The following is a 17,310-nucleotide window of genomic DNA, read 5'->3' as shown; positions in this document are numbered from 1 at the left end:
CATCGTGAGCGTCCTTTCTCGGCTCTCGGAGTCGCCGTCAGTGGGTGTCCGCGGCCGGCGCCGAGGCGTCGGGCCCGTGTCCGAAGCGGGAGTGCAGGGCGCGCTGGATCTGTTCGGCGTCGCGGTTACGGGTCTCGGGCAGGTAGCGGCTGACGAAGACGAACGCGAGCACGCAGATTCCGGCGAAGATCCAGAAGGTCTCACCCTGACCGATCGCGGACGCGAGGGGAAGGAAGGCGAGACTGACGACGAAATTGGACACCCAGTTGACCGCCGTGGCCACGCTCGACCCCTGGGCCCGCACGGACGGCGGGAAGATCTCGCCGAGCAGCGTCCAGAACACCGGTCCGAGGCCACCCGCGTACGCGGCGATGTAGATGACCATGAACAGCAGCGTCAGCACCGAGTTCATGCCGACCACGAACGCGAGACCCAGCAAGAAGATCGAGACGGCCATGAGAGCCAGCGAGACGAGGACCAGGACGCGACGGCCCGCCCGGTCGACCAGGCGGAGCGCGACCAGTGTCATGACGAGGTTGATCACACCGATGAACACGGAGTAGAAGATGGAGTTCGACGCGTCCAGGCCGGTCTGCTGAATGATGGTCGGCGCGTAGTAGATGATCGTGTTGATGCCGCCCAACTGCTGCACGGCGGCGAGGGCGAGCCCTACCACGAGAGCCGGTCGGACGTCGGGCGTGAGGAGCTTCCTGGCGCCCTGGCCGGTCGCACCGGGTTTCGCTTCCTGCTTCTCCCGCTCCTGCGCGATCCGGCGCCGGGCGCGCGCGATCAGCCGGTCCGCCGTGGCCTCGTCCGTGACCGAGGCGATTGTCCCGTGCGCCCTGTCGACCTGGCCATGGGAAATGAGCCACTGCGGTGATTCGGGAAGAACCCACAGGGTGGCCGCGACCATCAAGAGGGCCGGAACCGCGCCTACGGCGAACATCGCGCGCCACATCCCGTTGCCCGAGAACGCGAGATTCACCAGGTAGGCGACCAGGATACCGAGCGTGATCATCAGCTGGTTCATGGTGAGGAGCCGCCCGCGGATCCTCGACGGCGAGATCTCGGACAGATAGACCGGTACCGTCGCCGACGCCGCGCCGACCGCGAGACCGAGAACGACACGACCCGCCATGAGCAGTGCGTATCCATTCGCCGCGCAGGCGATCGCCGTACCGATCACGAAGACCACGCCGATCACGCCCAGGGTCTTCCGCCGACCGTATCGGTCGGACAGTCGGCCGACCGAGCTGGCGCCGATCACCGCGCCGATGAGCAGCACGCTGACCACGCTTCCCTGCTCGAAAGAGTTCAGATCGAAGTCGTGTTTGACATAGAGCAGGGCGCCCGACACCACGCCTGTGTCGAAGCCGAAGAGGAAGCCGCCCAAAGCGATCACGGCCGCCCAGAAGGTGATCCTCCGCTGCCCTCCGGGAGAGACTTCGGTGAGTGGCCCACGGACGCCTGGTTGTCCGGAGAAGCCCTGAACCATGTCACTTCCTCGTGTCTCGGTCGTGTCGCGAGGGGCGCGTTCAGTCAACGTGAACACTCTTCGGGACGTGAGGACACCAACAGCGAAGCAATCGGGTGGCATACGGCCCTGCTCGGAACGATGCTGTGGTTCCCCGCCCCGGCGGGGGCGACGCGAATCCCTCGCGTACGGGCTCAGTGTCGGGCGGCCGGGGGGGCGGGGCGGGGCCGCAGGTTTCGGCGGGCCATCAGAGCTGGGTGGCTGGTGAACGTGGCCGGCTCCGGGTGGGCTGTGAACCGTTGAGGTGCTACGCGGGGCTCGGGGGCAGGTGAACGGTCATGATCAGGTGGCAGGGTTCGTCGCCTGAGCCGCGGTAGGCGTGCGCCCGGTCGGCGTCGAAGGCGGCGGTCTGTCCGGGCTCGACGGGATGCTCGGCGCCGTCCACGACGAGGACCATGCGTCCGGCGGTGACACTGACGGTCTCCACTACACCGGCCTGATGCGGGTGGCTGGGGTACTCCTCGCCGGGTTGCAGAGTCCATCGCCAGACCTCGGTGGCCGCGGGACCGCTGGTGGTCAGCATCAGCCGGGCTTCGCTGCCGCGCTCGCCCTTCCACAGGGGGGTCACGGCATCGGCGCTCACTACCCGGACACGTTGTTCGGGGCTGCCTTCCATCAGCGCGGAGACGGAGATGCCGAGGGTGTCGGCGAGACGGACCAGCGTGGCGAAGTTCGGGTTGCCCTGTGCCTTCTCCAGGGCGACCAGAGCGCCCTTGCTGACCTTGGCGCGTCGACCGAGTTCGTCCAGGGACAGACCGGCGCGGATGCGGGCCGCGCGAACGTTGTGCGCGAGCGTCCGCAACGCCGCCTCGGTCTCGGCCATGGCTGCCACCCTTTCAGTCGGGGGATCAGCGCACTGCACCGTGCGGTCGTTCGGTTGACGACTTTCGGTCGGTGCGCTGTACGGTGTAGTCGTTCCATTGATAGTAAGGGATACGCCACCCGTGATCGCTCTGCTGCTGGCCCTGGGCAGCTCCCCGGCCTGCGGATGCGCCGACTTTCTCGGCGGCCTCGGCGCCCGGAAGGCCCACGTCCTGCGCACCGTGATGATCGCCGCGCCAGCCTCGCTCACCGTCGAGCTGCCGCTGTGGCCGCTCCTCGGCGGCGATGCTGCCGGTCGGCGTGGGGCTGGTACAGGGCGAGCACCTGGACCTGGCCGGGCTGATCGGCCTACCGCTGGCATTGGCAACGGTGGTGCTGGTCAGTGCGGGACACGGCGTCGGCAGCGCGCGCCCGTCGCGCACCGCGCTTCCGCTGGCCCTCGGTGCCGGGGGCGCCATCGCCCTGCAATTGGTCAGGCTGTACCAGGCACCCTCCGACAGCGGTGCGCTGGACGCGGTGGCCAATCTGCTGTTCCTGCTCGCAGCCCGCAGCGGCGACCTGGCCGTCGTCGCTGTAATCACCGCCCCGTACCCGCCGGCACCGTCCTGCTCGCCCGCAGCGTCCTCGCCGAGCGGATCCACCGCGGGCAGCTGATCGGCCTGGGCACCGCCGCCGTCGCCGTCAGCCTCCTCGCCCTCGCCTGACCCGCACTCCCGAAAGGAGCCCCGCATGTTCATCCAGCCCTGGGACGCCGCCCTGGACGACGCCGAATGGCAGACCTGGATCGCTGACGGCCACGACTTCGGCATCCTCAGCGTCAACGGCCCGCCCGGTCAGGCACCGATCGTCGTGCCCACCCACTTCACCGTCGACGGCAGCACCCTGCTGATCCACCTCGCCCGCCCCAACCCCGCCTGGAAGGCGATCGAGGCCGATTCGAACGTCACGTTCACAGTCACCAGCGACTACGCCTTCATCCCCGGCCCATGGCGGGCGGGAACGGACACCCCGTCCACCCACGGCGTCCCCACCAGCTACTACGCGGCCGTCCAGTTCACCTGCCGGGCCACGGTCGTCGACGAGCCCGGGGCCAAGGCCGAACTGCTGCGCCGCCAGATGGCTCACTTCCAACCGGACGGCGACCACGCCCCCATCGCCCCCGACCAGCAGCCCTACGGGCGGATGCTGCCCGGCATCCGCGGTCTGCGCCTGGACGTCACCGAGGTCCGCGCGAAGTTCAAGTACGACGACCACAAGCCGGTCGAGCAGCGCACCGACACCGCGCTCCGGCTCGTCGAACGCGACACCGCCCTGGACGCGTCCACCGCGGCCCAGCAGATACGCCGCCGCAACCGGATCGGCACCTGGAAGCCGTGATCTCCTGCCACCCAGTCCCCCTCTCCCGGAACGGATCCCTCTCGATGACCACCTTCCGCCTCAGCCCCGCCGTCGCCGACGCCTTCCCCGACACCCTCATCGCCGTCGTCATCGCCACCGGCGTGCGCGGCCGTGAGGCTTGGCCCGCCACCGCCGCCGCCCAGGAAGACCTGGAGCAGCGACTCGCCGCCGGCACCTGGGCCCCTGCCGACGAGAGCGACCCGCGTATCGAGGCATGGCACACCGCCTACCGCTCCTTCGGCACCAACCCCCGCCGCGTCCGCCCCAGCGTCGACGCCCTCGGCCGTCGTCTGGCGAAGAAGGGCTCCCTGCCCCGGATCAACCCGGCCGTCGACTCCTACAACGCCGTCTCCGTCCGCCACGGCCTGCCGGCCGGAGCCTTCGACCTCGACCGCGTCACCGGAGACGTCGAGATCCGCTACGCCGACGGCAGCGAGACCTTCACACCACTCGGCGAACCCGACACGGCCGAGACCCCGAAGCCCGGGGAGGTCATCTACACCGACACCACCGACGTCCTCACCCGACAGTGGAACCACCGCGACGCCCACCGCACCCGCGTCACCGAGGACTCCACCCATGTCGCCTTCGTCCTCGAAACCCTGCACGCCACTCGCGACGGTCACCTCGTCAAGACCGCCGCCAGCGAACTCCAGGACCTGCTCACCGGTCACTCCACCCAGAGCACCGTCCACTGCCTCGGCCCCGCCCACCTACAGGTCACCGCCTGAGAGACGCTCACTCCTGGCCGCCGTGCTCCCGTCCAGTTCCCTGGGTCCGGGCGCTCGACGGCCGCAGCACGCAGGTCTCCGACGGCGGTGTGCCGTGTGAAGTCGCTCGCCATCAGCGGCGGGTGACCCTTCACTCCGCGGGGGGCGCACCCGGTTCCGTCCCGGTACGGAGTCCCACAGGACACGGGACCACCGACGCGCCCGGTACCGGTCCCGGCGCTCAGGCCCTCCACCGCGGGTTTCGGCCCGTCAAGGTGAGCACCCGCTCCAGTTCCGTGGCGTGCGCGGGCGTCGGCACCTCGGGTCCGAAGACACCGTACGCGCGGGCCTGCGGGGCCATGGCCTCGACCGCGCCGACCAGTTCGGCGACGACCCCGGGGTCCGCCTCGTAGGGCTGTCCGGTGGACACGGCGAGGTCCCAGGCGTGGACGGTCAGGTCGAGCAGCGCCATGTGGGCGACCGTCCGGGCGGGCAACGCCAGCTGCCCGGCGGTGCCCTCCTCCGCGCCGGGTACCGCCCATGCCGCGACGAGCGCGTCGGCCTCCCGGGCGAACGCGGCGCGCCAGTCGGTGCCCGGACGCACGGCGGGCGGGGTGGCGGAGAAGTCGGCCTCCTTCTTCGCGGCGAGTTCCTGGAACTGGACGACGACGTGGTGCAGATGGTCCAACAGCGCCCGCACGTCGTAGTCGGCGCACGGGGTGGGCGCGGTGAGCGCGTCGTCCCCGGTGCCCCGTACCAGGGGTACGGCCTGGCGGGCGGCGGCGTCGAGGAGGACGGCGACGGGGACGTGGGCGGTGGTGGGAGATGTGGTTGTCATGTCTCCGACGTTAGGAGCGGGGTGGCGCGCCGGCTTGAACAAACGCGACATCGACCGGTCGGACCGGTCCTAAGATCGGTCCGTGAGTCCCTCAGCCGCCACCTCCCCGGGCCCGCCCGGCGACAGCGCCGCCCGGACCCCCGCCCCCGGTGGCCCCGGTCCTTCGGGCATGGTGCCCCGTGGTGACACCCGAGGGATCCTCAGCCCGTCGGCCTTGCTGCGCCACACCTCCTTCCGGCGCCTGCCGCCGGCGCCGGCGCTTCGGCCGTACATCGAGCACTACTGGCTGATCGACTGGGATCTGCCCGCCCCGTACGAAGCGCGAGTGCTGCCGCACCCGGCGGTCAACGCCGTCCTGCAGTGGCGCGGCGGGCAGTCCCGGTGCGAGGTGTCGGGGGTCGGGCTGCAGGTACACACCGAGCGGCTGGAGGGTGCGGGACGGGTAGCGGGGGTGCAGTTCCGGCCGGGCGGCTTCCGGCCGTTCGCGCCCGAAGTGCCGGTCGCGGAATGGACCGGGTGCCGGCTTCCGGCGGAGGAGGTCACCGGCACCGGGCCCGCGCTCACCGAGGCGCTCGCCGCCCTGGGCGAGGAGGGCGACGACGCCCGCCGCGCCGCCGCCGTCGACGCCTGGCTGCTCTCCCTGGCGCCGCACCCCGACCCGCAGGCCGCTCTCGCCTTGGAGCTGGCCGACCTCGCATGCCGCGATCGCACGGTACGCCGTACCTCCCGCCTCGCGGAGCTGGGCGGGCTCTCGGTCCGCGCACTCCAGCGGCTCTTCGCGGCGTACGTCGGGGTGAGTCCCAAATGGGTGATCCTGCGCTATCGGGTACTCGACGCCCTGGAACGGGCCGCGGCGGACGGAGCGGGGGACTGGGCGGGGATCGCTGCGGAGCTGGGCTATGCCGACCAGGCCCACCTGGTACGGGACTTCACCGCCACCGTGGGTGTCCCGCCGACCGTCTACGCGGCGCGGAGCGCGGCCTGAGGCGGTACGGACTTCGCCGAGTGCCTGGGGTTCCGCCCGGAGTGCGCACGACCCGGCACCGGAGACAGACCGAAGGGCCGCCGGCGACCATCTGCCGGTGTTCCGGCGGCCCTGCGGGTCCCGGCCGCGGGACCAGCGGTCTACGGGCGCTGCTTCACCCGGTCGACGATCCCCCATTCCACTACGTGCGACAGCTGGATGTACTTCTTCTTCCCGGAAGCCGAGATCCGCTCGTCGCGGAATCCCAGGAACTCATATGACGTCGGGTCGAAGATCAGGTACTTGCCTTCATAGGACCCGCGTCCGGTATGGGCGATCCCCACCCCGGTCCGTCCGGCGGAGTCCTTCACTCCGGGGATCGTCCTGACGCCGGGCACAAGGGCGAGCGCCTCGTACGCCGCGGGGCGCAGTCCCTGGGGCAGCACCGGGTTCTTCAGGAGCTCGCCGAGCAGCCAGTAGGCCTCGAACCGTTCATGCTCGTCGAGATCGCTGATCGGCCGGTCGTCGGCGCGGGAACCGAGGGAGATGATGGCCAGGACAAGCTCTTCCGGGTCCTGGGGCAGCTTCTCCAGCTCGCTCCACTTCCGGGGTGGCCACACCCCGCCGCCCTCGTCCGCAGGCTCCTCCCACATCTCGCGGCCCAGTTCCATGGTCAAGGAGGGCTTGGAGACGTCGACCGAGTCCCACATCTCGTCGGTGTACGTCTTGACCTCTCCGGTCTTCTGCTCCGTCTCCTTGATGATCCGCTTCGAGTAGATGAACTGGTCGTCGCGCGGCGCCACCGGCTCCTTCTCCTGCCCGCGTTCCCACGCCGCCGCCCCGTTCAGCACCGTCGCGGCGGCGTTCTCCACTCGCGGGCTGCTCGTGCCCGGTGTGCCGCCCTCGCCGGAGCCGTCCGTGCCGACCAGCACCGCCGCCCCCGTAACGCCCGCGGCGACCACCGCCGCCGCGGCGAGGCGCAGTGCATGGCGGCGACCGGGGCCGGTGCCGGTGCGCCGGTCCGGGTGGGCCATCGCGTTGAGCAGCTGGTGCCGGGCCCGGTCCCGGGCCGGACCGGTGAGCGGAGCCGCGTCCGCGTCCCACTTCCTCAAGAGTTCGAGTTCGTCATTCATGGCCGGATACCTCTCGCAGTGTCGTCGGATCGGATCCGCCCAATGCTTCGCGCAGCTTGCCGCGAGCCCGGTGCAGCCGTGATCTGACCGTGCCCACGGGGATACTGAGGGCCTGGGCCGCCTCCCCGTAGCCGAGATCACCCCAGGCCACCAGCAGCAGCACGTCCCGGTGCCGGGCGGGCAGCGCGGCCAGCGCCGCCGCCAGCTCGCGGCGTACGGCCTGCGCCACCACCCGGTCCGCGGCCCGGTCGGCCAGCGGCTCCTCGTGGTCGGCGGGGGCCGGGACCCGGGCCATGGCCTTGAACCGGCGGGCCTCGGCCCGCCGGTGCCGGCCGACCAAGTTGGTCGCTATGCCGAACAGCCAGGGCCGGGCGTCGGCGCCCGCGCCGCGGGCCGGGTCGTAGCGGTGCCGCTGCTGGAACGCGGTGGTGAAGGTCTCCGCCACGAGGTCGTCGGCGACTTCGCCGCCGAGGCGGCGGGCCGCATAGCGGTGCACGGCGTCGGCGTGCCGGTCGAAGAGCGCGGCGAACGCCTCGGGCTCGTCCCGGGACCGCGCGATCACTGAGGCGTCGCTCTCCGCATCGGCACGTGCGGTGCCGATGCCGACGCCTGGTCCGACGGTCATCCGGGCTCCTCTCGTCCAGGGGACGATGCTCGAACAGGTGGGCTTTCACCAGTCCTTCGCCCGTCGCGCCGTAGCGGTTCCCTCAGCCCCCGGCGACTGCCCCGTCCCCTAGACGGTTCGTCGTCTCCTCAACCGGATTGCACCGGCCGAGATTACGCAGGTCCTCGAGCGCCTCCACCGGCAGGGCCGGCGGGCCGGCCCCGGGAGAAGTCGGCACGATCACGAGACGTCGCCTCCCGGGGCGAAACCGGGATGCGGAAGTCCGCAGCTCCTCGAGGCCGGGCATGTGGTCCGGTCCGAGAAGCCGGAGCTTGGCCGGCCTGCGCGGACCGCATACATTGGCCGAGGCGTACGACCGGGAGCTGACCACCGCACGGCTCGCGGCCACCGAACCCTGGCGGGAACCGGGCACCCGCTCCGGCTACCACGCGCTGACCTACGGCTTCCTGGTGGGCGAGGTCGTACGGCGCATCACCGGACAGCTTCCCTCCACCTTCCTGGACCAAGAGGTCACCGGACCACTCGGCGTCGACTTCTGCATCCGCCTTGCGGAAAAGGAAGCCCGGCGCGTTGCCGAGCTTGTTCAGGTGATCTCGTCGTCCAGGTCGAGACCGAAGTGGTCGTAGGAGTGGAAGACGAGCTTGCACTCCTGCGGTGAGGCGCCGACGGCGCGGGAGAGGGCCGTGCCGGAGCCGCGGTAGAGGTAGCGGCCGGGGTCGAAGTTGTCGTCGACGGTGACCGTGCCCGCGCTCTGGCCGCCGCGGCCGTAGCGGAAGGCGTCGCGGAGGTCGTCGACGGACTGGGCGTAGTCGGCGACGGCGCCGAGCTTGCCGAAGTTCATGATGTCGTTGAACTCGGCCCACATCCAGGACTCGGGCGTGGTGCGGGCGACCCAGGGCTCCCAGCCGAGGTCGGTGAGTTCGTCGAAGTTGTAGTCGTTGAAGGTGAGGTCGTCGGCGACGCGCGGGTCGGCCGGGACGGGCGGGTGCTGGGGGTCGGGGGCCTTGCGGCGGCTCTCGTGGAACGACGACTGGTGGATCAGCATGTCGGTCGAGGGAGGATCACCCGGGTCTCCGCCGTCGCCGGGGCTGTCGCAGTGGACTCCGGGAACTCCCGCTCCTCGGCAGGGAGCCTGGTGACCTGGAAGCCGCCGACCTGGTTGAGGGTCGTGTCGGCCTGGGTGGCGCCCCAGTCGGCGGTCTTGCGGTAGCCGTATATCGTGACGCTTTCCATTTCGGAGACGGTCTTGACCCGGGTTCGGCCTACGAGGGCCGAAGCCGTCGCGGTGTCCGGCTCCTTGCCGGGTTCCGGCAGACATGCGGGTGAGTCATCTGCCGTGGGTCGTGGGTGAAAACGCCGCATGGGGCGGGCAACATGCCCTGCTGCGGGGCGGTCCCTCGAAGGGTGGGGTCCGCGCGCTGCGCGGGAAGGCGTGTGTGCTCGATGTTCGACCGGGTCTTGGACGGTTTCGTTCTGATCGTGGGGCTGTGGTGCATGGTTCTGGGCTGCTGGTGTCTGCTCCAGCCCTACCAGGCACCAGATGTGGTCCGAGGCCCTGTGTGGGCGATCCGCGCCTGGGCGCTCGGCTTCGCACTGCTCGGCGTCTCGCTCACCGCCGAGATCGTGACGCTGTGGAGCGGCGGCGATCCGGGCCGGATGGCAGGGATGACCCGCTGGGTGACCGGTCCGCTGGTGATCGGGCCATTGCTGCTCGCCTTCGTGATCAGGCGGCGGGACCGTCGCCGCCGTGCCGCCCGGAGCAAGTGACCACGAAACGAGCCGCACTGGGTGGAGTGCTCGCACCAGAAGGCCGCCTGCGCCAGCCGTTCACGCTGAAGAGCTCTGGGATCGGTGCGGGCTCTATGCGTAGACTCCAGCCGCCGGTTGGGGCCGGAGTGGAGCGTAGTGGTTGGTCTCGTGGTCGTGGGGGATGTCCCCGATGGCGGTATGGAAGCGCTGGTTGTTGAACCAGTCGACCCCTTCTGCGGTGCCGAGCACGACGTCGGCCAAGCTGTGCCGGGGTCCGCGGGGCTTGATCAGCTCCGTCTTGTAGAGGCCGATCTGGGGCTCCGTGAGTGTGTTGTCCGTATCGGCTGTCCGCGTCCGAGTGATGAATGAGCCCGGCACCTGCGGGAACGCCAGCCCGGTCGCGGCACCACAGGGCCATTTCGAGGGCGTCGAGGACGGGCTGTATCCTCGCTCGCCGTCAAGCGCACCCCAAGGTTGAGGCCAGAATGCCTGGTCACGACCTTGGCTGCAAGGCTCACTGGATGAAACTTCCCACCACCGGCGTGATGATCTGTCGTGGATGCCACCATAGTTGCCGCGCTCGTAGCCGTCCCGACTGCCCTTGTAGCGGCTGGATCCGCGTATGCGGCTGGCCGGCGGCAGGCACGGGGAACGCACGCGGGAGCACGGGAGCAGTTGACGCGGTAAGGCGCCCGCAACAGCGCGAGGCGTACCTTCGCCTGAGCGAGGAGGCACGCACCTGCCTCGCCGGAGCCGACCGCGCCACGATCTGCGACAGACACCGAGGCCATCGAGCCAGTGCAGACATCGAGGAGTGGGGTGCGCGAGACGAGGAAGTAATGCCGGATGCCCGACGAGCTCTGGAGAAGTACGAGGAAGCGGTGAACCGGCATCTCAGCCGCCTTCTCTGACTCACCCTCCCAGACGCAGCGCCCGCGCTGTGAGACCCGGGTTGATCGCGGTCCCCGCTCCGTTCGCCGTTGCACGATGACCTCGGGCTTCTTCGTGGTCTCGGCGGCCGCGCCCTCGACCGCCCACACGCCGGTCGACCCCGCGGCAAGTGGCGATGAGGTCAGGCGAGCTGGTCCTTGTCGGACGGGAGCCAGACCGTCATGGTGGCCGGGTCGATGGGGATCGAGATGTGCTCGTGCGTGATCGACCACGCTCCGTCCGTCCACCGGAGGCAGACGCTCTCCCGTACCCATACCGAGGCCTGGAGGCCGCCCTTCCGCTCCCCCGAGTCGCGGTGGAGCATGTGCGCGAAGGCGGTGTTCCCACTGGTCACGAGGGTGAGGTCGTGAGTCTCCAGACTGATGGGGCCGACGTATCCGTCGAACCACCGCAGGAAGTTGCGGCGGATCTCGTCGGTGCCGGTGAACCTCAGCGGGGGGACGACGTCGTAGTAGACGGCGTCGGCGGCGTAGAAGGACATGAGTCGGTCGATGTCCTTGGTCTGCTGGGCGCTGGCGCGGCTCGCCAAGAGCGCCCGGAGCTCGGACTCGTGGGTGGTGGTCATCGCGTACTCCTTCGGTGGTGTTGTGCTGGAGGGGGAAGAGGGAGAGCTGGCTTCAGACGGTGCGTCCGGACTTGAGCGCGGTGGTGACCTCGACGACCCGGCGAGCCTGGTGGCGAGCAGCCTCCAGAGTCACCTCGCCGGGCTCCGCGTCGCCGACCACAGCCGAAGTGCCGTAGGGGTTGCCCGACTTGAACTGGATCGGGTCGGTGTAGCCGGGCGGCACGATGACGCCGCCCCAGTGGTAGAAGGTGTTGCCGAGCGCCAGGAGGGTCGATTCCTGCCCTCCGTGGGCGCTGTTGGAAGCAGTGAAGGACGAGTACACCTTGTCCGCGAGCTTGCCCGCGAACCACAGGGGGCCGGTGGTGTCGATGAACTGCCTCAACTGCGCTGCGGGGTTGCCGAATCGGGTCGGGGTACCGAATAGCACCGCGTCCGCCCACTCCAGGTCGCCGTGTCCTGCCTCGGCGACCTCGGCGGTGTCCCGGTGATGCCGGGCCCAGGCCGGATGGGCGTCGATCGCCTCGGCCGGGGCGGTCTCGGCCACCTTGCGGAGCCGGACGTGCGCCCCGGCCTTCTGCGCGCCCTCGACGACGGCTCGCGCCAGGGCGTGCACGTTGCCGCTGGTGCTGTAGTAGATGACTGCGACGTTCGCGGGCTCCATGCCGTTCTGCCTCCGTCTGCTTCCGTCGCGTTCCTTTGCCGGGTACGACGAGACGGCCCGGCGGAATGTGAGGCGGGGCGGCGGAGTACGAGGCGGGGCGGCGAGCTCACGTTTTGGGACGCTGCCGCGTCATGACGGTGAAGGAAGACCCGACCGAGGAGCCTCAGGACCATGACGCACCGCTCGACCGCGCCGCAGGACAGCCGACCGGACTCGACGGCGAGCGCGCTCGCGGCCGAGCGCCGCCGGCTGATCAACCTTGCGTACCGAATGCTGGGCTCCCTGGCCGAGGCCGAGGACACGGTGCAGGAGACGTACGCCCGCTGGTACGCGATGTCCCCGCGGCAGCGGGAGGCGGTGGCGTCCCCCGGTGGCTGGCTGACCAAGGTCGCCGGCCGCATCTGCCTCGACGTGCTGCGCTCGGCACGGGCCAGGCGGGAGCGCTACGTGGGGCAATGGGTGCCCGAGCCGCTGCCCGCGCGCACCGAGTGGCCCGCCGGCGCGACGGACGACAGCACGGCCGACCCGGCCGACCGGGTCACGCTCGACGAGTCGGTCAGCATGGCCTTTCTCGTCGTCCTGGAGGCGATGACCCCGGCGGAGCGCGTGGCGTTCGTGCTACACGACGTCTTCCGCTACCCGTTCTCCGAGGTGGCCGACATTGTCGGCCGCACCCCGGGGGCTTGCCGACAGCTGGCGGCCTCGGCCCGCCGCCGTGTCGACGCCTCACGGGCTCCCCTGTCACCGGCGGCGCAACGGACGGATGTCGTAAGGGCGTTCAAGCAGGCGTGGGAGGCGAAAGACATCCCCGCCCTCATTGGCCTGCTCGACCCCGGTGCTGTCGCCGTCGGTGACGGCGGCGGACTTGTCACGGCCAAGCTCCACCCGATCGAGGGCGCGGAGCCCATCGCCCGCTTCTTCGCCGACCGGACCCTCCCGGGCCGGCTCACGGTCCGGGAGTGCACGGTCAACGGCCAGCCCGGCCTAGTGGCCCACGTGGACGGCGCCGTCGTGTCGGTGTACGCATTCGACATCGCGGACGGCCGGATCCGGCGGATCTGGGCCGTGCTCAACCCCGAGAAGCTCAGGTCGTGGAAGTCGGCCTGACCAGGGCCTGTTCGGGCGATCCCCGTGATGCGGTCGACGGGCCTGGACACCTCAATCCGGGAGGTCGAGCTGAGCTCGGCGCCAGGCCGCGGCGTTGTCCGGGTGGCGGGTCGAGCAGTTCGGCGGGTTGCTGAAAGCGGTCCGGGAACGTGGTGGCGAGGGGCGCGGCCGGGGTCACCCGTGGCGGCTTACACTGGCCGAGCGGGTCCTGCGGGCGGCCGTGTACTACCGCACGAACCTCACCATGCGGCAACTCGCCCCACTGTTCGGCGTCTCACCGGCGAGCGTGTGCCGGCTGATCCGACGGCTCGGCCGCTGCTCGCGCTCGAGCCGGTCCGCGCCCCCCAGGACGCAGTCGAGCGGCTGTGGATTGTGGACGGCACCCGTCGAACACTTCTCGCAACGGCGACCTCGCCTCCGGTATCGCGCATCGGTGGGCGGCACATTTCCTCTCCGGCTGCCCGTTCGGGCACGTCGAGTCGTCAGTGCCTCACGAAGCCCGCACGCCGCGCACAAGCTGATGGACGTGGGGCGAATCCCCTTTCAAAGGACTGTGTCCGGTACTCCGGCAGTGTTTGCAACGGTGGTTCCCGCGGCCCGAAAAATGCCCGTTCACAAAGGGGTTGGCAGGTTACCGAGGTCACTTGACGAACCCTTGCTAGGGAGGTTGTCCGCCCTTAGTCTCGAAAGCGCTCCTTGATGCGGTCGCCCTTCATCTCGTGGAGGTTTTTCGTGCTGCACAGCTCCCGGCCGGACTCCTCGCGCAGGCCGACCGCACGGCCGAGCGATCCCCCTGGCGCCTACCCAGCAGGGCCGGACAGCGAAATCGAATGACCGTGACAACGTTGTCCGCAGCATATGGATGTCGGCCGTCCCGCCGCCGTCCGCTCAGCTCACCTTGACCCCTCCGGGGAGCCCGGCGCCAGCTGCCGGTCGACCCGGGGCGACGCGGAACATCCGGCCCGGCCACCGACACCAGGTGGTGCGTGCCGTCACCGGGCGCCCGTCGACACCCAGGCCCAGCGCACCGGTCCGCTCCGCGCTCGCCGACCCTTCCCAGCCCCCCACGCGCAGGAAGAAGGACGGTACGTCCGTGGCGACCACGAGTTTCCCCGACGCCTCGCCCAGCAAGAACAAGAAGGGTGCCGCCGCTCCGGCCGCGCCCGCCCGCCCCGGCCCGACCGGAAGCGGCACGCACCGCGGTGCCGCCTCGGTTGGCGCCTGCACGGCCCGTGTCTCCCCCGGGGACCTGACCGTCACGGTCGCGGAGCCCGAGTTCGCCCGCCGATTCGGCATGAGCACCGACGAGATTCGCGGACGCCGAATTCTCGACCTGCTCCATTCACCTGTTCCCGCACGGCTGCGGAAGAAGTTCACCGCTCTCTCATCAGGCGCATGTCGGGGATTCACGGAGACCGTGACCTATCGGGACGGCGGTGGCCGGGAATTCCTGGCGGAAGTCACGGGGGTCGCCGTCAGAAAACCCTCGGGTGCCGTATCCGGCTTCGTCGTCCTTCTGCGCCGGGCGGAAGCGGCGCCCCGTGCGGGGGACATGCGCCGGGCCGAAGGAACGCGGGGAACACAGCGGGGCACCCGACCGGAGGCCGCCGACGGGCCCGTGCTCAGTGCCCTCGACGCACAGGTCCTGGAAGGGGTCGCGAGTGGCGAGTCCACGGTGCAGTTGGCCTCCCGCCTCTATCTGAGCCGTCAGGGAGTCGAGTACCGCGTCGGGCAGATGTTCCGGCGGTTCGACGCACCCAATCGGCCGGCTCTGGTGGCGCGAGCGCACGCCCTCGGGATGTTCGCGGCCGGCCAGTGGCCCCCGCGTGTTCTGCCCGACCGCGTGCGGTAGCGCGGACCGGGGCTGCGCTCCTGGACCCCGGGCGGTGGCCGTGGCGGTGATGCACCGCCACGGCCACCTGCGTACGGAAGCGGCAGCGCGGCACCGGCGAGCGTCTCACGCCGCCGAGGGCTGCCACGCCTCCTGGAACCGCCGGCGGGCGCGGAAGAGACGGGAACGGACGGTACCCAGGGGCAGTGCGAGCACCTCGGCCATCTCGTCCTCGTTGAGTCCGTAGGCGCGCAGGGTGAGGACCTGCCGGTGCGCCTGGGACAACCGCTCCAGCACGTCGCTGATGTGCACCGCGTCCAGCGGGTTGGTCTCCTGCCGCGTCTCCAGCTCGCAGCAGCTGCGTTCCTCGCCGTAGCGCTTGGCGGTGCGGACGGCCTCGCGAACCGTCACCGAGCGCACCCAGCCGTAGAACGCCGCCGGTTCGCGCAGGGTCCCCAGGCCGCGGTAGATCGCGAGCAGCGCCTCCTGGGTGGCGTCGGCACCGTCGTCATGGGTGATGGACCGGCAGATGCGCGCCACGTAGGGCGTGATGCCGGTGAGCAGGTGGTTCATCGCGTGCTCGTCGCCCGCCTGGGCTCGGGGGAGCAGCGTCAGGGGAGAGGGGAGTTCGCTGACGGTGGTCATGTCGGGCAGAGACTCCTTCGGGCAGCCGTACGGCCGGGATGCGTGAGCCGGGGGAGGGGGGATGGGGCTGAGGTCAGCCGGTGGCGGCGTGGGCGTGGGCCGGCTCGGGTTCCGTCGCGGTCGCGAAACGGAGCAGGCCGGTGCTTACGTCGTCGCGGAACGCCCTCATGAAGTCCGGGCTGAAACAGGCCGTGGAGTGCGGGAACTCGATGGCCAGCCGGCCTTCGAAGGAGACCACGCACGCCATGACGGGGCTGCGTCCCGCCTGGGGGAAGTACTGTTCGCGGGCCGGCACCAGCCGCACGTCCACCGCCCGCAGACCGCTCGGCAGCCGTGGACCGGGGACGGCGCCCATGTTGGTGGCGATCACCGTGGCCAGTTGCAGAGCGGGATTGCGGGGGATCTCCGGCGTGATGCGCATCTCGTGGAAGTGGTCGCCGCGGGCGAGGAAGTCGCTCAGGCGGGTGTGCACGGTGCGGGCCAGCTCCAGCGGTTCGGAGGTCTCGGACACGGCGAGGGTCTGGAGGTGGGTGGTCACCGCGGGCACCATCGCGGAGGCGGGCAGCGGCGGGGACAGCCGGGACCGCAGGTCGACGGGGGAGAGGCAGCCGAGCGTGCGGGGGCCGTCGCCGTCCAGGCGCCGCCGGGCCGCGGTCAGCAGCGACGCGGCGACCAGGGCGTGCACGGAGACGCCCGAGGCACGCGCCGTCCGGCGCAGGCGCCGGGTGAGGCCGGCCTCCAGGGTCAGCCGGCTGACCTCGATGTGCCCGTCGGGTCCGGCCTGCCGGCCGGCGGTGCCGGAGGGGTGCCGCACGTCGTACGGCACCAGCTCGACCGGGTGCAGCCGAGTCTCGGCCAGGCGGCCCTCCAGGTACTTCGCCGTGTCGGCCGCGTCGGCCGGAGGGAGCAGTCGGCTGACGGGTACGGGCCAGGGCGGGAGGCCGGCGTCGGAGGTCCCCGCGGTGCGCTCGCCGTCGACCAGGGACCGGTAGCGGTCCCACAGCGCGTTGTGCAGGGCGATGCTGCTGTGGCCGTCGGTGATGGTGTGGTCCACCACCAGCACGAACAGGTGGCTCTGGCCGTCGGGCGCGCTGACCAGGACGGCACGGCTCAGCGGGCCGCCGACCGGCAGGGGCCGGTTCAGCTCCGCGGCGTAGGCCTCCTCCTCGCCACCGGTGCGGGTGGCCAGCCGGGGCCGCTCGTCCTCGTCCAGGAGGCGCAGTACGTGGCCCGGGCCCTCCTGGACGATGCGGGTCCGCAGCGTCGGGTTCGTCTCCGTGAGGGCGTCGAACGCGGCCGACAGCGCCGCGACGTCCACGGGTCCGCGCAGGGTGCAGGACAGGACGGCTCTGCTTCTCTGGCCCACGTAGAGCGCCTCGACCGGACACAGCGCACGGTGCATGCCGTCAGCCTTCTTTCCGTCGTTCATGTCGGGGGTCCCACGGCCCGGGATCGGTCTGCCACCGCCGGCTGTCCGCGGGGGTGAGGGGCTTTCGAGAGTGCACGGCGGAATGCGGCCGGATCCAGCCGAAGTCCCGGTGCGAGGGAAAGTCGCGTGATTTCTCTAGAAGTTGCGGCGAGCCGCGCTCTCCCCGTCCCCGCGCACTCCCCGTCCCCGCGCACTTCAGGGAAATCCCCGGAACCGGTGCGGACGGGGCCCGGTCCCGCTTGACCCGTCCGGTTCCGGTGACCCACCGTGATGTGCCGTGAGACCGGGGCCGGGTGACGTGATCCCCCTGCCCCTGGCGTGCGACCCCTTTTCCGCCCCGTGGGCCGG

At 70.8% G+C, this 17,310-nt stretch carries 17 protein-coding genes and 3 pseudogenes; 9 read left to right on the top strand and 11 right to left on the bottom strand.

All coding sequences use genetic code 11. The features are described 5' to 3' along the window. Positions 1 to 37: 37 nt before the first annotated feature. Together ACFW47_RS20580 and ACFW47_RS20575 are read right to left on the bottom strand one after the other, a co-directional pair. Complete coding sequence (locus ACFW47_RS20580) at positions 38 to 1,495, bottom strand: sugar porter family MFS transporter (RefSeq protein ID WP_386306538.1); 1,458 nt, start codon at positions 1,493 to 1,495, stop codon at positions 38 to 40. Between the two features lie 286 nt (positions 1,496 to 1,781). Then, complete coding sequence (locus ACFW47_RS20575) at positions 1,782 to 2,357, bottom strand: helix-turn-helix domain-containing protein (RefSeq protein WP_386283052.1); 576 nt, start codon at positions 2,355 to 2,357, stop codon at positions 1,782 to 1,784. 121 nt (positions 2,358 to 2,478) lie between these two features. On the opposite strand from ACFW47_RS20575, the pseudogene ACFW47_RS20570 reads away from it, so the two are divergent. The 3 genes and pseudogenes from ACFW47_RS20570 (at position 2,479) to ACFW47_RS20560 (ending at position 4,485) form a co-directional block, all read left to right on the top strand. Then, positions 2,479 to 3,060, top strand: a pseudogene (locus ACFW47_RS20570) (hypothetical protein). Between the two features lie 25 nt (positions 3,061 to 3,085). Beyond that, on the top strand, positions 3,086 to 3,733 hold the full coding sequence (locus tag ACFW47_RS20565; protein WP_386283050.1) for an FMN-binding negative transcriptional regulator: 648 nt from the start codon (positions 3,086 to 3,088) through the stop codon (positions 3,731 to 3,733). Positions 3,734 to 3,777: 44 nt separating this feature from the next. Next, positions 3,778 to 4,485: a B3/4 domain-containing protein gene (locus ACFW47_RS20560; protein WP_386306536.1), complete on the top strand. Its 708-nt coding sequence runs from the start codon at positions 3,778 to 3,780 to the stop codon at positions 4,483 to 4,485. Between the two features lie 220 nt (positions 4,486 to 4,705). Here ACFW47_RS20560 and ACFW47_RS20555 read toward each other — a convergent pair whose 3' ends face one another. Beyond that, positions 4,706 to 5,302, bottom strand: a complete 597-nt coding sequence (locus ACFW47_RS20555) for a TIGR03086 family metal-binding protein (protein ID WP_386306534.1) — start codon at positions 5,300 to 5,302, stop codon at positions 4,706 to 4,708. 82 nt (positions 5,303 to 5,384) lie between these two features. Between ACFW47_RS20555 and ACFW47_RS20550 the strand changes: the two genes are divergently transcribed. Continuing rightward, positions 5,385 to 6,287, top strand: coding sequence for a DUF6597 domain-containing transcriptional factor (locus ACFW47_RS20550; RefSeq protein ID WP_386283043.1), 903 nt, complete (start codon positions 5,385 to 5,387; stop codon positions 6,285 to 6,287). A gap of 140 nt (positions 6,288 to 6,427) precedes the next feature. On the opposite strand, the gene ACFW47_RS20545 is transcribed toward ACFW47_RS20550, so the two are convergent. Both ACFW47_RS20545 and ACFW47_RS20540 read right to left on the bottom strand, forming a co-directional pair. After that, the gene (locus tag ACFW47_RS20545) at positions 6,428 to 7,399 is read right to left on the bottom strand and encodes a CU044_5270 family protein (protein ID WP_386283041.1); all 972 of its coding nucleotides are present in this window, start codon (positions 7,397 to 7,399) and stop codon (positions 6,428 to 6,430) included. Continuing rightward, positions 7,392 to 8,024 carry an RNA polymerase sigma factor gene (locus ACFW47_RS20540; protein ID WP_386283039.1) on the bottom strand — a complete coding sequence of 211 codons (633 nt, stop codon included), beginning with the start codon at positions 8,022 to 8,024 and terminating at the stop codon, positions 7,392 to 7,394. The genes ACFW47_RS20545 and ACFW47_RS20540 overlap by 8 nt, the downstream gene beginning before the upstream one ends. A gap of 311 nt (positions 8,025 to 8,335) precedes the next feature. Here ACFW47_RS20540 and ACFW47_RS20535 point away from each other — a divergent pair. Next, a pseudogene (locus ACFW47_RS20535) lies at positions 8,336 to 8,632 on the top strand (serine hydrolase domain-containing protein); the annotation flags it as partial. On the opposite strand, the gene ACFW47_RS20530 reads toward ACFW47_RS20535, so the two are convergent. Together ACFW47_RS20530 and ACFW47_RS20525 are read right to left on the bottom strand one after the other, a co-directional pair. After that, entirely contained in the window at positions 8,608 to 9,069 is a 462-nt protein-coding gene (locus tag ACFW47_RS20530) for a hypothetical protein (RefSeq protein WP_386306532.1), read from the bottom strand. The pseudogene ACFW47_RS20535 and the gene ACFW47_RS20530 sit on opposite strands and share 25 nt — an antisense overlap. Further along, positions 9,063 to 9,257: a hypothetical protein gene (locus ACFW47_RS20525; RefSeq protein ID WP_386283035.1), complete on the bottom strand. Its 195-nt coding sequence runs from the start codon at positions 9,255 to 9,257 to the stop codon at positions 9,063 to 9,065. Before ACFW47_RS20525 ends, ACFW47_RS20530 begins: the two co-directional genes overlap by 7 nt. A 210-nt stretch (positions 9,258 to 9,467) precedes the next feature. On the opposite strand from ACFW47_RS20525, the gene ACFW47_RS20520 reads away from it, so the two are divergent. Next, a complete protein-coding gene (locus ACFW47_RS20520; RefSeq protein WP_386283033.1) occupies positions 9,468 to 9,791 on the top strand; it encodes a hypothetical protein in 324 nt (107 codons plus the stop codon). Between the two features lie 1,054 nt (positions 9,792 to 10,845). On the opposite strand, the gene ACFW47_RS20515 is transcribed toward ACFW47_RS20520, so the two are convergent. Both ACFW47_RS20515 and wrbA read right to left on the bottom strand, forming a co-directional pair. Further along, positions 10,846 to 11,289, bottom strand: coding sequence for a YybH family protein (locus tag ACFW47_RS20515; protein WP_386283031.1), 444 nt, complete (start codon positions 11,287 to 11,289; stop codon positions 10,846 to 10,848). A gap of 52 nt (positions 11,290 to 11,341) precedes the next feature. Continuing rightward, entirely contained in the window at positions 11,342 to 11,950 is a 609-nt protein-coding gene (gene wrbA, locus ACFW47_RS20510; protein ID WP_386306530.1) for an NAD(P)H:quinone oxidoreductase, read from the bottom strand. 171 nt (positions 11,951 to 12,121) lie between these two features. On the opposite strand from wrbA, the gene sigJ reads away from it, so the two are divergent. The 3 genes and pseudogenes from sigJ to ACFW47_RS20495 all read left to right on the top strand — a co-directional run bounded on the left by sigJ (position 12,122) and on the right by ACFW47_RS20495 (position 14,909). After that, the gene (gene sigJ, locus ACFW47_RS20505; protein WP_386306528.1) at positions 12,122 to 13,057 is read left to right on the top strand and encodes an RNA polymerase sigma factor SigJ; all 936 of its coding nucleotides are present in this window, start codon (positions 12,122 to 12,124) and stop codon (positions 13,055 to 13,057) included. 94 nt (positions 13,058 to 13,151) lie between these two features. Next, a pseudogene (locus ACFW47_RS20500) lies at positions 13,152 to 13,441 on the top strand (transposase family protein); the annotation flags it as partial. Positions 13,442 to 14,150: 709 nt separating this feature from the next. After that, positions 14,151 to 14,909: a PAS domain S-box protein gene (locus tag ACFW47_RS20495; protein ID WP_386306527.1), complete on the top strand. Its 759-nt coding sequence runs from the start codon at positions 14,151 to 14,153 to the stop codon at positions 14,907 to 14,909. Between the two features lie 105 nt (positions 14,910 to 15,014). On the opposite strand, the gene ACFW47_RS20490 is transcribed toward ACFW47_RS20495, so the two are convergent. Further along, positions 15,015 to 15,533, bottom strand: a complete 519-nt coding sequence (locus ACFW47_RS20490; RefSeq protein WP_100047403.1) for an RNA polymerase sigma factor — start codon at positions 15,531 to 15,533, stop codon at positions 15,015 to 15,017. Positions 15,534 to 15,606: 73 nt separating this feature from the next. Next, positions 15,607 to 16,935 (bottom strand): condensation domain-containing protein, encoded by a 1,329-nt coding sequence (locus ACFW47_RS20485; protein WP_386306807.1) that lies wholly within the window; start codon positions 16,933 to 16,935, stop codon positions 15,607 to 15,609. Between the last annotated feature and the right edge of the window lie 375 nt (positions 16,936 to 17,310).

It is taken from the genome of Streptomyces sp. NPDC058796 (assembly GCF_042745235.1).
Taxonomy (GTDB): domain Bacteria; phylum Actinomycetota; class Actinomycetes; order Streptomycetales; family Streptomycetaceae; genus Streptomyces.
The sequence above is the reverse complement of the archived record's forward strand: the minus strand, read 5'-3'. Positions and strand labels throughout refer to the sequence as shown.

Coding starts and splice junctions, on each gene's coding strand:
- ACFW47_RS20525 (WP_386283035.1), bottom strand. CDS start 9,257: ATGGAAAGCGTCACGATATACGGCTACCGCAAGACCGCCGACTGGGGC.
- sigJ (WP_386306528.1), top strand. CDS start 12,122: ATGACGCACCGCTCGACCGCGCCGCAGGACAGCCGACCGGACTCGACG.
- ACFW47_RS20555 (WP_386306534.1), bottom strand. CDS start 5,302: ATGACAACCACATCTCCCACCACCGCCCACGTCCCCGTCGCCGTCCTC.
- ACFW47_RS20520 (WP_386283033.1), top strand. CDS start 9,468: ATGTTCGACCGGGTCTTGGACGGTTTCGTTCTGATCGTGGGGCTGTGG.
- ACFW47_RS20530 (WP_386306532.1), bottom strand. CDS start 9,069: ATGCTGATCCACCAGTCGTCGTTCCACGAGAGCCGCCGCAAGGCCCCC.
- ACFW47_RS20580 (WP_386306538.1), bottom strand. CDS start 1,495: ATGGTTCAGGGCTTCTCCGGACAACCAGGCGTCCGTGGGCCACTCACC.
- ACFW47_RS20575 (WP_386283052.1), bottom strand. CDS start 2,357: ATGGCCGAGACCGAGGCGGCGTTGCGGACGCTCGCGCACAACGTTCGC.
- ACFW47_RS20565 (WP_386283050.1), top strand. CDS start 3,086: ATGTTCATCCAGCCCTGGGACGCCGCCCTGGACGACGCCGAATGGCAG.
- ACFW47_RS20515 (WP_386283031.1), bottom strand. CDS start 11,289: ATGACCACCACCCACGAGTCCGAGCTCCGGGCGCTCTTGGCGAGCCGC.
- ACFW47_RS20545 (WP_386283041.1), bottom strand. CDS start 7,399: ATGAATGACGAACTCGAACTCTTGAGGAAGTGGGACGCGGACGCGGCT.
- wrbA (WP_386306530.1), bottom strand. CDS start 11,950: ATGGAGCCCGCGAACGTCGCAGTCATCTACTACAGCACCAGCGGCAAC.
- ACFW47_RS20490 (WP_100047403.1), bottom strand. CDS start 15,533: ATGACCACCGTCAGCGAACTCCCCTCTCCCCTGACGCTGCTCCCCCGA.
- ACFW47_RS20540 (WP_386283039.1), bottom strand. CDS start 8,024: ATGACCGTCGGACCAGGCGTCGGCATCGGCACCGCACGTGCCGATGCG.
- ACFW47_RS20560 (WP_386306536.1), top strand. CDS start 3,778: ATGACCACCTTCCGCCTCAGCCCCGCCGTCGCCGACGCCTTCCCCGAC.
- ACFW47_RS20485 (WP_386306807.1), bottom strand. CDS start 16,935: ATGCACCGTGCGCTGTGTCCGGTCGAGGCGCTCTACGTGGGCCAGAGA.